This window comes from Planotetraspora kaengkrachanensis (genome assembly GCF_016862895.1).
Taxonomy (GTDB): domain Bacteria; phylum Actinomycetota; class Actinomycetes; order Streptosporangiales; family Streptosporangiaceae; genus Planotetraspora; species Planotetraspora kaengkrachanensis.
Window position 1 is genome coordinate 19,781 of sequence record NZ_BONV01000021.1, and the last position, 12,922, is coordinate 32,702.

Annotated in this window: 13 protein-coding genes; 6 read left to right on the forward strand and 7 right to left on the reverse strand. The window is 71.1% G+C overall.

Annotated features, from left to right (window positions below):
- Positions 1 to 10 precede the first annotated feature (10 nt).
- Both Pka01_RS22570 and Pka01_RS22575 read right to left on the reverse strand, forming a co-directional pair.
- Entirely contained in the window at positions 11 to 772 is a 762-nt protein-coding gene (locus Pka01_RS22570) for a nucleotidyltransferase domain-containing protein (protein ID WP_203884838.1), read from the reverse strand.
- Complete coding sequence (locus Pka01_RS22575) at positions 769 to 1,461, reverse strand: nucleotidyltransferase domain-containing protein (RefSeq protein ID WP_239115207.1); 693 nt, start codon at positions 1,459 to 1,461, stop codon at positions 769 to 771. The genes Pka01_RS22570 and Pka01_RS22575 overlap by 4 nt, the downstream gene beginning before the upstream one ends.
- A gap of 99 nt (positions 1,462 to 1,560) precedes the next feature.
- Here Pka01_RS22575 and Pka01_RS22580 point away from each other — a divergent pair, with 99 nt between their 5' ends.
- The 4 genes from Pka01_RS22580 to Pka01_RS22595 all read left to right on the forward strand — a co-directional run bounded on the left by Pka01_RS22580 (position 1,561) and on the right by Pka01_RS22595 (position 5,909).
- Positions 1,561 to 1,908 carry a winged helix-turn-helix transcriptional regulator gene (locus Pka01_RS22580; RefSeq protein WP_203884840.1) on the forward strand — a complete coding sequence of 116 codons (348 nt, stop codon included), beginning with the start codon at positions 1,561 to 1,563 and terminating at the stop codon, positions 1,906 to 1,908.
- Complete coding sequence (locus tag Pka01_RS22585) at positions 1,889 to 3,421, forward strand: LLM class flavin-dependent oxidoreductase (protein ID WP_239115208.1); 1,533 nt, start codon at positions 1,889 to 1,891, stop codon at positions 3,419 to 3,421. The genes Pka01_RS22580 and Pka01_RS22585 overlap by 20 nt, the downstream gene beginning before the upstream one ends.
- Positions 3,422 to 3,479: 58 nt before the next feature.
- Positions 3,480 to 4,475 (forward strand): adenosine deaminase, encoded by a 996-nt coding sequence (gene add / locus Pka01_RS22590; protein ID WP_203884841.1) that lies wholly within the window; start codon positions 3,480 to 3,482, stop codon positions 4,473 to 4,475.
- A gap of 141 nt (positions 4,476 to 4,616) precedes the next feature.
- A complete protein-coding gene (locus tag Pka01_RS22595) occupies positions 4,617 to 5,909 on the forward strand; it encodes a hypothetical protein (protein ID WP_203884842.1) in 1,293 nt (430 codons plus the stop codon).
- A gap of 42 nt (positions 5,910 to 5,951) precedes the next feature.
- Here Pka01_RS22595 and nhaA read toward each other — a convergent pair whose 3' ends face one another.
- Positions 5,952 to 7,841: a Na+/H+ antiporter NhaA gene (nhaA, locus tag Pka01_RS22600; protein ID WP_203884843.1), complete on the reverse strand. Its 1,890-nt coding sequence runs from the start codon at positions 7,839 to 7,841 to the stop codon at positions 5,952 to 5,954.
- A gap of 179 nt (positions 7,842 to 8,020) precedes the next feature.
- Between nhaA and Pka01_RS22605 the strand changes: the two genes are divergently transcribed.
- Positions 8,021 to 8,599: an ATP-binding protein gene (locus Pka01_RS22605; RefSeq protein WP_203884844.1), complete on the forward strand. Its 579-nt coding sequence runs from the start codon at positions 8,021 to 8,023 to the stop codon at positions 8,597 to 8,599.
- A gap of 164 nt (positions 8,600 to 8,763) precedes the next feature.
- Here Pka01_RS22605 and Pka01_RS22610 read toward each other — a convergent pair whose 3' ends face one another.
- From Pka01_RS22610 to Pka01_RS22620, 3 genes are read right to left on the reverse strand one after another with little or no spacing between them, the layout of a single operon-like run.
- Positions 8,764 to 9,009 (reverse strand): DUF6406 domain-containing protein, encoded by a 246-nt coding sequence (locus tag Pka01_RS22610; protein ID WP_203884845.1) that lies wholly within the window; start codon positions 9,007 to 9,009, stop codon positions 8,764 to 8,766.
- A gap of 1 nt (position 9,010) precedes the next feature.
- Positions 9,011 to 10,489 (reverse strand): C2 family cysteine protease, encoded by a 1,479-nt coding sequence (locus Pka01_RS22615; protein ID WP_203884846.1) that lies wholly within the window; start codon positions 10,487 to 10,489, stop codon positions 9,011 to 9,013.
- A complete protein-coding gene (locus tag Pka01_RS22620; protein WP_203884847.1) occupies positions 10,486 to 10,797 on the reverse strand; it encodes a hypothetical protein in 312 nt (103 codons plus the stop codon). Before Pka01_RS22620 ends, Pka01_RS22615 begins: the two co-directional genes overlap by 4 nt.
- A 152-nt stretch (positions 10,798 to 10,949) precedes the next feature.
- Here Pka01_RS22620 and Pka01_RS22625 point away from each other — a divergent pair, with 152 nt between their 5' ends.
- Positions 10,950 to 11,924, forward strand: coding sequence for a sulfotransferase family protein (locus Pka01_RS22625; protein WP_203884848.1), 975 nt, complete (start codon positions 10,950 to 10,952; stop codon positions 11,922 to 11,924).
- 11 nt (positions 11,925 to 11,935) lie between these two features.
- On the opposite strand, the gene Pka01_RS22630 is transcribed toward Pka01_RS22625, so the two are convergent.
- Positions 11,936 to 12,832, reverse strand: a complete 897-nt coding sequence (locus Pka01_RS22630; protein ID WP_239115209.1) for a hypothetical protein — start codon at positions 12,830 to 12,832, stop codon at positions 11,936 to 11,938.
- Positions 12,833 to 12,922 lie beyond the last annotated feature (90 nt).

The window sequence follows — 12,922 nt, forward strand, 5'->3', positions numbered from 1 at the left end:
GTCCGGATTGTCAGCATGGGGGTGAGGTGAGGCGCGTCCGTACGACGAGGTCGTGCAGAGCGTCCTGAGCGGAGGGCCGGTCGGGCAGGTGCGAGTGGTCGCGCGCGTCCTCCAGTTCGGCGGTGAGCGCGTCCAGGTCGCGGTCGAGCACGTCGGCGGCGGGGGCGTCGCCGGGCAGCGCGCCGTGCTCGGCCGCGCGCTTGGCCGCGACCAGCTCGGCGAGGTACGGCGGGCCGCCGTCGAGCAGCCCCGTCAGGTCGGCGACGAGCCGGCCCGTGCGCATCAGGTGGACACCCGTGAGCAGCACCCGGAACGAGTAGAGCAGGGGCTTCAGCTCGCCGGTCCTGGCGAACAGCCGCCGCTGGGTGCGGGCGAACCCGAGGTAGTGGTGGGCGTGATGACGGGTGAGGCACGCAGGGGCCAGCGCCGTCAGCTCCTCGTGGACCGGCGACGAGGCCACCACGAGCGGCGAGAGCAACTGTTCCAGCACGTAGCCGTTGCGGCCGAGCAGCAGCCGGCAGAACTTGGCGAGGTCGTGGGTGACGAGGTCGACCTCGACGCCTTCACGCACCCAGGCACGGGAGACCGTCTCCTCCCCCTGCCGCAGCCCGACGACGTCCTCGACGGGCAGGATGTGCACGCCGCGCAGATCCACGTCGGAGTCCCGGGACGGGAAGCCGTACAGATGCGCGCCACTGACCGAGGCGAACGCGAGTGGATGCGGCTGCTCTCCCGGGATGCGGTCCAGCCACACCGGCAGCACCGCGGTCACAGGGCCGACCTCCGCACCCTCATGAGGAAATCCTCGATCACGTCCTTGCCCGGCTTGTCGGGAAGCGCGCTTCCGCCGGCGATCGCCGCCGACAGCTCGCCAGTCAGCTCCGCGCGCCAGCGCTTCGCCTCCTGCCAGCCGGTCGCGCCGTGCCGTACGGCGAGCAGGCGCGCGCGGAGGCCGTCGTCGACGCGCACCAGGGGCTCACCGTGGCGCACCAGGTGCAGCCCGCCGGCCAGCAGGCGGAGCAGATGCATGGTCATCTTCCTGAATCGCGGCTCGGCGGCGAACCTGGCGTCGGGACCGGGCGGCTCGCCCCCGCGGGACTCGAGACGGCGGAACTGGTCGTCGGAGTAGGCCGCGAACGTCCGCTCGGCCTCCCGGGACAGGAAGGCGCTCCGGATCGCGAGAAGTTCTTCGCCGACCGGGGTCGCGTGCTCGACGATCGGCGACCACAGGCACTCCAGGACGGTCGGGTTGGCCCGCATCGCCAGCACGCAGAACCGCTCGACCTCCCACGAGAACTGCTCGGCCATCGGGCCGTCCAGGTGCGTGGGGGGCTTGTCCAGACGCCAGAACATCGGCGTGGGTATCACGAAGACGCCCCGCCGGTCCACGTCGGAGCCCTCGCCGTCCAGCCCGTAGGCGCGGGAGCCGGTCACCACCGACAACACAGTGCCCTCCGGCATCTGGAGCTCCATGAGGCGAGATCATGCCATATCAGGAAACTTCCACAATGTAAGTAGCTTCCGAAATGTAAGCTATGCTGTCCCACGGTGATCTGACTTATGACGACAAAAGATGACTTCGAGGCGCGCTGTCCCTCGTTCCAGGCCGCGATCGAGCTCGTCGGGCGGCGCTGGAACGGCGCGATCCTGATGGCGGCCCAGGACGGCGCGCGGCGCTACAGCGAGTTCCTCGCCGCCGTGCCCGGCATCTCCGAGCGCGTGCTGGCCCAGCGGCTGCGCGAGCTGGACGCCGCCCAGGTGCTGGTCCGCGAGGTCCAGCCGACGACGCCGGTCCAGATCACCTACACGATGACCGAGAGAGGCAAGGAGCTGGCCCTCGCCGTTCAGCCGCTGATCGCGTGGGGTGAACGCTGGCTCGGGAGAGGTAGTGAACAACACGATGGCTGACTTCGGGCACGAGCTGTGGTTCGGCGCGTTCCTCACGCCGGACGCGGCCGGACGCCGCAGGCTCGAACGGCAGGCCCTGCTGGCCGAGGACCTCGGGCTGGACATCCTCGGCTTTCAGGATCACCCGTACCAGCCGTCCTTCCTCGACACGTGGACGCTGCTGTCGGTGCTCGCCGCGCGCACGTCACGCATCCGGCTGTTCCCCGACGTGGTCAACCTGCCGCTGCGGCCGCCCGCCGTACTCGCGCGCAGTGCCGCCTCGCTCGACCTGCTGAGCGACGGCCGGGTCGAGCTGGGCCTGGGCTCGGGCGCGTTCCCCGGCGGCGTCGCCGCACTGGGCGGGCCGGTGCGCACTCCGGCGGAGTCGGTCGACGCGCTGGAGGAGGCCATCGGGGTCATGCGGGCGTTGTGGACCCCCGGCGACGGCGTGCACATCGACGGCCGCCACTACCGGCTCGACGGCGCGCACCCCGGGCCGTTCCCCGCACACCCCATCGGCCTGTGGATCGGCGCCTACAAGCGCAGGATGCTCGAGCTGACCGGGCGGCTCGGCGACGGATGGGTCCCCTCGTCCGGCTACGCGGCGCCGTCCGAGCTCGCGGGCATGTCCGCGATCGTCGACGCCGCCGCCGAGCAGGCCGGGCGGGACCCCGGCGACGTGCGGCGTGTCTACAACGTCTCCGGGCGCTTCTCCGGCCTGGCGGGCGGCGGCTTCCTCGACGGCCCGCCGAAGATCTGGGCCGAGCAGCTCGCCGAGCTCACGTTCCGGTACGGCATGAGCGTGTTCGTGCTCGCCGCCGACGACGAGCGCAGCCTCAGGACCTTCGCGGAGGAGGTCGCGCCCGCGGTCCGCGAGGCCGTGGCACGCGAGCGCCCCGCCGCCTCCTCCACCGGCTCCGCCTCCTCGGTGGAAGAGGGAGCCCCGGTCGCTCCCCCGGCCGTCCTGGCGACGGAGCGGGGATCCGTGAGCGTCCTGGACGAGGCGACCCGCCCCCGGTCCGCCAAGCGCGACATCAACGCCCTGCCTCCCGCGCAGCGCGCGAACGGGCAGCGCCTGGTCCTCATCCACGACCACCTCCGGCAGGAGCTCACCCAGATCAGGGACGCGCTGGAGCAGGTCGCGGACGGGCAGACCGACGCGGAGTCCCTCCGGTCCCTGATCAACCAGCTGACGATGCGGCAGAACTACTGGACGCTCGGCACGTTCTGCGCGTCCTACTGCCGCCTGCTCACCACCCACCACACCATCGAGGACGAGCACATGTTCCCGATGCTGACGGGGGCGGAGCCGTCCCTCGGGCCCGTGGTCGAACGGCTGGAGCAGGAGCACGAGGTCATCGCGGGCGTGCTGACCGGGCTCGACGCGGCGCTCGTGGCCATGATCGAGGACCCGGAGAAGCTCGACGGCGTCCGCCTCCAGGTGGACCTGCTGGCCGACGCCCTGCTGTCGCATCTCGGCTACGAGGAGGAGGAACTGGTGGAGCCGCTCGCCCGGCTCAACCTCGGCATCTGAGGCCCGGGCGGCGGAAATCCGGATGCGAGGCGGGAACCCGGCCTCCTATCCTCCGGCCATGCGCGACCTCAGGCTGCTGCCGAAAGCCCATCTGCACGTCCACCTGGAGAGCACGATCCGCTGGGAGACGCTCGCGGAGATCGGCGCGGCGAACGGCGTGGCCGTGCCCTCACGCGGAGACGGCGGGACGCCCCTCGCCTTCGACGGCTTCCGGCAGTTCGCCGACCACAACTCTCTCGTGCGCGACTGCCTGCGCCGGCCGGAGGACTTCCGCCGGATCGCGGTCGAGTTCTGTGAGGACGAGGCGGCGCAGGGCACCGCGTACGCGGAGGTGACGTTCACCGCGGCCTCGCACGGCGAACGGCTCGGCGACCTGGAGATGCCGCTGGAGGCCGTGCTCGACGGCCTCGCCGAGGGGCAGGCGGCCCACGGCGTGCAATGCCGGGTGCTGCTCGACCACTCGCGCCGCAGGTCGGTCGAGCGGGCGAGGCGCACGGTGGAACTGGCCGCCCGCCATCCGGCCGTCGCCGGTGTGGGCGTCGCCGGGGAGGAGTCCCATCCGCTGGCTCCGTTCGCCGAGGTCTTCGCGGCCGCCGGGGACGCGGGCCTCCACGTCGTCCACCACGCGGGCGAGACGTGCGGCGCGGCGAGCGTCCGCGAGGCGATCGGCCCCGGCGGCGCCGAACGGCTGGGGCACGGGATCCGGGTCCTGGACGACGCGGAACTCGTGGCCGAGGTGCGGGACCGGGCGATCCCGCTCGAGGTGTGCCCCTCGTCGAACGTCGCCCTGGGCATCGCGGGCTCCCTGGCCGCCCACCCCCTGCCCCGGCTGCGTGACGCCGGTCTGGTCGTCACGCTGAACACCGACATCCCGTCGATCGCCGGGACCACCTTGACACAGGAGTACGCCCGCGTCCGGGACGCCTTCGGGTACGGCGACGAGGTCATGGCCGAGTTCGCCCGGGCCTCGATCGCGGCCTCGTTCGCGCCGGAGGAGACGAAGGCCCGGCTGACCGGGCGGGTGGACGACTGGCTGGCTGCACCCGACGCCTGAGTCCCTTCGCGACTCATGTGGCGTATCGGTCCTCCGTAATCACTTCGCTTCCGACGGTGAGCAACGGTTTACTCACGGAGCATGCCCGCGTTCTGGAATGATCTCCCAGATATCGTGTCGGAGATCGAAAGACGGTGACCGATGCCGCCAATAGATGAAATAACCGCCTTCACCTCGGCCCATCCCGTCGGCACCGTCGTGATCTGCGTGTCATCCCTGGCCGTGCTGACTCTGCTCTTCTTCGTCCTGCGCACCGCCATCCGGGCGGTGACGCGGCTCCTTCGCCGCTACGCCGCCGGCCGCCCGGCGGAGGACATCCTCACCATCATCGCCGCCAGCATCGCCACCGGCGTCTCCGCCCAGGGCATGTGGCGCTTCTCCGGTGACGTGCTCGGCTTCGACGGGCCGCTGCGCCTGCTGCTGTTCGCGTTCATCGAGGTGGCCGTGATCACCAGCGCCGTCCGGGCCCGCCGCAACATGCGGGAGAACTACTCCGCCGGCATCGACGGAATCGCCGTCTGGGCCCTCACGGGCCTGTCGGCGGTGTTGTCCAGCCTGGACGCCAGAAGCCTCGCCGAGGCGCTGTTCCGGCTCGCCGCGCCGCTCGTCGCCGCGTGGCTGTGGGAGCGCGGCATGGCGATCGAACGGCACCGCATCACCGGCCGCGCCCGGATCAACTGGCGGCTCACCCCCGAACGCGTGCTGGTCAGGGTCGGGCTGGCCGAGGCGAGCGACAGGACCGCGAGCGAGGTCGACGCGCACCGCAGGCTCACCCGGGTCGCCCTGGCCGCCAAACGCGCCCGGGCCCTGCGCGAGGCCGGCGCGTCCGACCGCAGGATGCGCGGCGCGCTCGCGCGGCTCGACAAGGAGATGGACCGGGCGGTGGAGTACACCGGCCTCGCGGTCGACACCGAGCGCCAGGAGGCGCTGCTGTCCCAGATTGGAGCGCTCTACAACACGGCGGCGCTGATCGACCTGGACCCGCCCGTCCCGTGGGCGCCCGAGCCGCAGGAGCCTCCCGCCCGCCCGGCCCTGCTCGCGGGGCTCGCCGCGGGCGAGGTCGACGACGAGGACGAGATCCGCCGGGCGAACGCTCCCCAGATCGTCGGCACCGCGCAACGCGCCGCCGCCATCCGTGCCGCCAGGGAGTACTGGGACGAGCAGATCGAGCACAAGTACGTGCCCCGGGCGGCCGACATCGCACTCGAGATCGGCATCCCGCTCGACACCGCCCGCGAGTACCGATCCCTGTGGAAGCTCGAGGCGAAGGCGTACGCCCTGATCGAGGCCGCCTACAACGAGCACGGCATCCTCGACACCGGCACGTTCCCGGCCATCGAGGTGAACGAGCCGGTCCTGTCGGTCAGCGGCACGCCGGTGAACGGTACGTCCATGAACGGCTCGGCGCTCGACGGGGGGCCTACCGGCCGGTGACGGGCGCCGCCCGCCCGAGCCCGGCGCCTACAACCTCAGCGCCTACGACCTCAGGGCCTCGCGCACCCGCGCGGCCTTGACGGCGGCGGACAACGTCACGATGTCGTAGGCGCCGTGGTGGCGCCGCCCGTTGATGAAGAACGTGGGCGTGCCGGAAACGCCGCTCAGATCGGCGGAGTCCATGTCCTCCTCGATCCGGTCGGCGCCGGAGTGCGCGTCGAGGTCGTCGCGGAACCGCTCGGCGTCGAGGCCGATCTGCTCGGCGTAGACGACGAGGTCGGGGAGCAGCAGGTCGCCCTGGTGGCTGAGCAGCAGGTCGTGCATCTCCCAGAAGGCCCCCTGCTCGGCCGCCGCCTCCGCCGCCTCGGCGGCGAGCTGCGCGGACGGATGGACGTCACGCAGCGGGAGATGCCGCCATACGTACCTGACGTCGCCGAAGTCGGCGAGGATCTCACGCACCACCGGCTCGGCCAGGCCGCAGTAGGGGCACTCGAAGTCCCCGTACTCCACCAGCGTCACCTGCGCGTCCTCCGGGCCGCGGAGATGGTCGCGTTCCGGGTCGACCGGGTCGGCGAGGTCGACGATGCTCTCCGCGGTGCCGAGCAGCGCCCTGGCCCTGGTCTTCCTCGGCAACATGGCGGTCACCCGCGACACGATCCACGTGACCACCGAGGCGCACAGGGCGGCGGCCAGGATGCCGAACTTGGCCTCCTCCAACTCCGGGCCGCTGAAGGCGAGCGTGGCGATCAGCAGCGACACGGTGAAGCCGATCCCCGCGATGGTTCCGACGCCGGCGACCGCCGCCCACCCGACAGGGGGCCGCACCCGCCCGCCGCTGAGCCGGGAGACCAGCCAGGTCGAGCCGATGATGCCGGCGGGCTTGCCCACCACGTAGGCGATCAGGATGCCCAGCGTGATCGGCGAGGTGATCGCGCGCACGAGGAACTCGCCGCTGAGCGGGATCCCGGCGTTCGACAGCGCGAACAGCGGCACGATCGCATAGCTCGTCCAGGGGTGGTAGAGCTGCTGGAGGCGGTGGTTCCGCGAGACGGCGTTCACCACGCCCGCGGTCGCCGACCGGGCGAGCTCGGCCGTCGGCTGCTCGCGGAACAGCCGGAAGAGGTCGCTCGCCCGCTCCAAGTCGACGCGGGCGGCGGGCGAGGCGTTCGTCAGCAACCCCATCGCCAGGCCGATGACGACGGGTTCGACCCCCGACTCGAACAGCGCCACCCAGGCCCCGATCCCGAGCGCCGCGTAGAGGAATCCCCCGCGGACCGATCTCGACTTGAGCACCACGGTGACCGCGAAGATCGCGATCGCGACCAGGAGCGGGAACGCCGCCACGTGCTCGCTGTAGAAGATCGCGATGACGCAGAGGGCGATGAGGTCGTCGACGACGGTGACGGTGAGCATGTAGGTGTGCGCGCGGGCGGGGAACCGGGAGGCGACCAGGGCCAGCATCCCCAGGGCGAAGGCCGTGTCCGTCGACATGGCGGCGCCCCAGCCGTGCGCGGACGGCAGGCCCCCGTTGAACACCGCGTAGATCGCGATGGGCACGAGCATGCCGCCGATGCCGGCGAGGACCGGCAGGGCGAGCCTGCGCCGGTCGCGCAACTCGCCCATGTCGAACTCGCGGCGCGCCTCCAGGCCGACCACGAAGAAGAAGAAGGTCATCAGGCCGGTGTTGATCCAGTGCCTGAGGTCCTGGGCGACGGCCGCGTCGCCCAGCCGTACGGACAGGTCGGTGCCCCATACGGCCTCGTAGGACCGCAGATCCACATTGGCCCAGACGAGGGCCGCCAGTGTGGCGGCCAGCAGGATGGCGGCACTGCCGGTCTCGGTGCGCAGGAATTCGCGCAACGGCGTCTCGAGTTGCCGGACCCACCTGGTCCGTCCCGAGAACGTGGTGGTGGCTTGGCGCGGTTCCGTCACGTCTCCTGAGACATATATCGACGGCGACACATTCCCGGAACGGCGATTGACTTCGCAAAAGTCATCGCCCGGACAACAGACCGCTGGACATACACCGCAGGCAACTACACTCCTACCTTCTTGTGACATCTCCGGCTGACTCGCGGACGTCCAATCTGTGGGACCACAGAGGAGGCTCGATGGAGATCTCGGGGGACGCTGCGGGAAACCGGGTGGCGCGGCTCGCCGGCGCGCGCGAACAGGTGCGGCACGCTCGCCGGCTGGTGTCCGCCGTCCTGGGACGCGACCACCCACGCCACGACGACTGCGTGCTGCTGACCAGTGAGATCGTCACCAACGCGGTCGTCCACTCGCGATCGGGACAGGGCGGCACGTTCGTCATCACCGTCTCGCGCCTTCGCGACCGGGTGCGGATCCGCGTGGAGGACGACGGATCGGCCGCTCCCCCGTGCGCGGGGCACGTCGTGCCGAACGGCTCGAACGGACGGGGCCTGCCCCTGCTGGACGTGCTGTCCGACCGCTGGGGGATCATCAGGGAAGACGGCAGGAACGACGTGTGGTTCGAGGTCAGGACAGAGACGGCGCGCGAGTCCTCAGGAGCCGGCGACGACGGATACGAGGTCGGCGCAGACCTGCACCACCTCGAACCGGTGTCCGGCGACGGTGAACTGGTCACCCACCTTGACGCTCACCGAGCCGGGGTCGCCCGCCGCTCCCCCCATCAGCGTAAGCGTCGCCTCATGGTCGTCCCCGACTGAGTTGAGCCCGGCGCGGGCGCCGCCGGCCAGGGGGTGGGCGCCGCCCTGGAGGATGTGCACGGCGCCGGCCCGATCGGCCCCCGAACACGCCTCAGCGGTCTGCTCACCGGTGGACTGACAGGCCGAGACCGCCAACAGCGCGGCCACGAGGACCGGTGCGCGCCTCACGACCCGGCCTCCAGGTCGGCGTATCCCCGCCCGTCCGCCTCGATCGCGGTCACCGTGTACGACCGGTCGGCGATGTCGAGGGTGTCGCCGACGCCCAGCTCATAGGTGCCGCTCGGCACGCCGTCCACGTTCACGGTGACGACGACCTGCCCGGGCGTGAGGTCGTTGATCCCCACGAGCAGGGACGCCCCGCCGTGCTCCAGGCGGTACGGGATGCCGCGGCGCAGCCGCCACTCTTCCATGTCAGTCCCCCACGCTCAGCTTCTGCGGATCGTCGAACCACTTCTTGAACTCGTCCGGCGTGACCACGGCGTCGGGCGAGCCCGGACCCCAGGGGTTCCCCAGAACGATCTTCCCGTCCTTGAACCCCTTCACGTAGAAGACGTGCCGGGTCACGTAGGAGGCCTTCAGGTTGGCGGGCAGCCCGTCGTTCGAGGAACGGCTTGAGACGATCACGGGATGCCCCGAGTCGAAGGCCTTCTTCACATCGTCGTAGTCGAGGTCGATGCCGTCGGCGTCGTCACCCGTGACGTACGGCGGGGCCTGCTCGTTGTAGTCCCACTCGATGGCGCCGTAGCTGCCGTGTTCCTCGCGGTCGTACCGGTCGTCGCCGCCCTTGCCGTCCGGGGCGCCGCCCTTGTCCTCGGCGTACAGCAGGGCGAACGCCTTCTCGTAGTACCCGGGCCAGCTTTCCGTCGTCGTGTTGCCGCTGACGCTCCGCGCGAACGCGATGTCGCCGCCGGCGTCCAACGGCAGGTCGGGTGTCATCGTCACCCAGTGCAGTTTTCCGTCCTTGTCCCACACCCGCACGGAGACGGTCCCGTTGGCGTTCTGCCGGATGCCGTCCTGGATGAACTTCGGGTCGGCGGCGGCGGTGGCCTTCAGCGAGGCGATGTACCAGCAGTCGCCCAGCGTTCCCTGGGCCACCTCGTCCGCCTGGACGCCGTCGACGAACATCGGGACGTTCGGCGTGCCGTAATGGAGCCCCGCGGTGCTCACGCCGCTCTGGCTGTTGGCGCCGTCGAGGAAGACGTCGGTGGAGTCGAACCCGGGCTGGACGCCGGGCAGGTCCGCGGCGAGCTTGCCCCACAGCCCCGGTCCCGCCCGCTCGAGGAGGTGGCTGAGGTGCTCGCGCCGCTCGCCGTCGGGCAGGCCGTTGTGGTCGAACGGGTTGAGCCAGCCGTCCCCCGTGTCGGAGATGAGCCTGCCGTACCTCTTGAGGTCCTCGTCGCTCACCTTCGACAGGAACAGGTCGAGTTCGGCGGGGGTGAGTTCCTCCAGGCGCTTGGCGACCGCGCGCAGATCGTCGCGGTTCCCGTTCATCCCGAAGTCATCGCCGCCGAGCCCCTTGATCGCGTCGAGCGCCTGGTTGACCTTGCCCTGGTCGGGCTCGTCCCGATCGAAGACGATCATCGGGTCGACGACCGTGCCGGGCGGGAATGGGGCGCCGGAGGGCGAGATCCGGTCGCACCGTCGGTCGATCTCGCCCGCCGTGTCCGGCAGGACGGTCGCCAGCACGCCGGGCACACCCCTGGCCTCCCCGCCGCGCATCGTGTCCAGCAGCGGCTGGTACGACGTCGGGGACGCGCCGTTCAGGGCGGACTCGGCGTCGCCGAGCACCTTGGCGAGGTCACGCTGGAGCCCGCCGGCCCCGCCTCCCGCCTTCCTGAGCTCCCTGGCCAGCAGGCGGATCTTGTCGACGTCGAAACCGGCGTAGGTCATTTGGCCGCCTTCTTCGCCGCGTCGGCCTGCCGTTCCAGGCTCTCGGCCTCCCTGACCCACGCGCCCGCGTCCATGACGAGCCGGTTGGCCATCCCGCCCAGATGCCGTTTGTGGTCCTGCAGTCGGCTGGTCGTCTCTCTGGCGTACCAGCCCTGCCAGGCGTCCTTCGCGGTGGCCACGGCCACCGCCTGGTCGAGGAAGGGGCCGAGCGTCTCGGCGATGGCCCTCGCCCGCCGCGCGCACTCCCGCAGCTCGTGGGCACGCCTGCGTAGGGATTCGGGGCTTTCCTCCGGATCCGTGGGGATCATGGCGGCCATGCTAACGACGATCACCCCGCCTCGGGGGCGACTCCGGGGAACCGCGATAGGAAGGCCGCCAGGGTGGTACACCAACCCAGAAAGGACGCTTCCCAGGAGGTGATATTTCCAACTAAATTTGTAGGAAAATAGGGAGGATAAGCATGCCCTTGCCTGACTTCCTGGTGATCGGGGTCCCGAAGGCCGGGACGACCGCCCTGCACACCGCCCTGGCCCGGCATCCGGGGCTGTTCATGTCGGCCGTCAAGGAGCCGAAGTTCTTCCTCACCGACGGCCCGCCCCCGCCGGGCGTGGGTCCCGGAGACGCCGAGACCTACCGCGAGCACGTGTGGCGGCGCGCCGACTACGAGGGGCTCTTCGACGCGGCTCCCGCCGGGGCGCTGTGCGGCGAGGCGACCCCGTTCTACCTCTACGATCTGGCCGCCCAGCGGCGGATCCGGGACGCGATCCCGGGAGCCAAACTGATCGTCTCGCTGCGCGACCCGGTCGAGCGCGCGCACTCCAACTGGACCCACCTCTGGTCCGCGGGGCTCGAACCGGTCGGCGACGTGATCGAGGCGTGCGCGCGGGAGCGCAGCAGGATCGCGGCGGGGTGGGCGCCGTTCTGGCACTACGTCGCGATCGGCAGGTACGGCGAGCAGCTCAGGCACCTGTTCTCGCTGTTCCCGCGCGAGCAGGTGCTGCTCTTCCGCTACCGGGACGTGGTCGACCGCCCGGCCGACACCCTGGACCGCATCTGCGCGTTCCTCGGCGTCGAGCGGGGGCTGATCACCGAGATCCCCCGGGAGAACGTCACCGCCCATCCGCCGGAGACCCGGCGCCACGAGATGCTCTCCCAACTCGTACGGCTGGGCGACCGGATCCTCGGGCAGCGGCTGACGGCGCCCATGGAGAGGGTCCTCCAGCGGGGCGGCCGGGCGCGGCGGCCCCTGACCTGGGCACAGCGTCAGGAGCTGTTGTCCTACTTCGCCGCGGACATCGCCCTCCTCCAGGAGGTCACGGAGGAGGACTACAGCGACTGGCTCCGCCCCCGCGAGAGGTCGGGCGGCCTCGTGGGCAGCCGGCCGTCAGGCCAGCGGCAGGCGCGCAACGGGCGGCCGAGGCGCGGGACGGCGTAGCCCCGGGCGGGTCAGCGCAGTTCGGTGCGCAACTCGTGGGCGCCGTCGGGCCGGGTCAGCTCGTAGTAGAGCCGGTGGCCTCCGTCGACGGGCACAATGTCCAGGTAGCGCAGCCCGCCCCCGGCGTGGCCCGACTGCGCGGCGGGCCCGGCCCCGGTCGCCGTCAGCGTCGACGGGTCGGGGCCGATCGCGACGCCGGTGCGCTCCTCGTAGTTCTCCTCGGCCGACGCCCTGCCGTCGTAGTAGGCGATGACGGTCTCCCCCGTGAAGGTGACCGCGCTGACGCGCACGCCTCGGGAGTCCCAGGCACCCGGCCGCCGGTCGAGGGCGGTCCCCTGCCAGGCCCAGTCGAGCCCGTCGGCGCTGGTGGCGTAGTCGGTGACCATCTGGTCGGCCTCCTGCGGGTCCTCCAGCGGATGGCAGGACGCCCACAGGTGCCACATGTCGCCGTGGTGAAGGATCACGGGGTCCTTGACCCCGGTCTTCAGGTCGCCGGGGAGCACGACCCGGGCCGCGGCGGGGTCGAAGGCCGCGGGGTCGTCGGCCTCCATGACCTCCACCCGCCAGTGCTTGGTGCCGTACGTGGCGCAACTGAGGTACAGACGCCACCTGCCCTCGGGGGTCGCCACGAGAGTGGGACGCTCCAGGGACTCGGTGTTCATCTGCTCCTTCGAGATGGTGAGCAACGTCTCGAAGTGCACCCCGTCCGCCGACCTCGCCACCTCGATCGCGTATCCGCGGCCCTCGCCGATGGGACGCCGCAGCCGGTAGGCGAGGTAGATCCACCCGTCCTTGCTGACGGCGCTGGGCGCGCCAGCCCAGAATCCGGCCCCGTCTCCGGGCGGGGGTATCGCGACGACCGACCGTTCCGGCTTCGGTATGAACACGTCGAACTCTCCGTTGATCACATGATGACGATGGTCAGCCCGGCCTCGGGCATCCCCCCTCTTAACAGAGGATCAAGGCCACTGCCAAGCATTTCTCGCCCCGGACAGCCA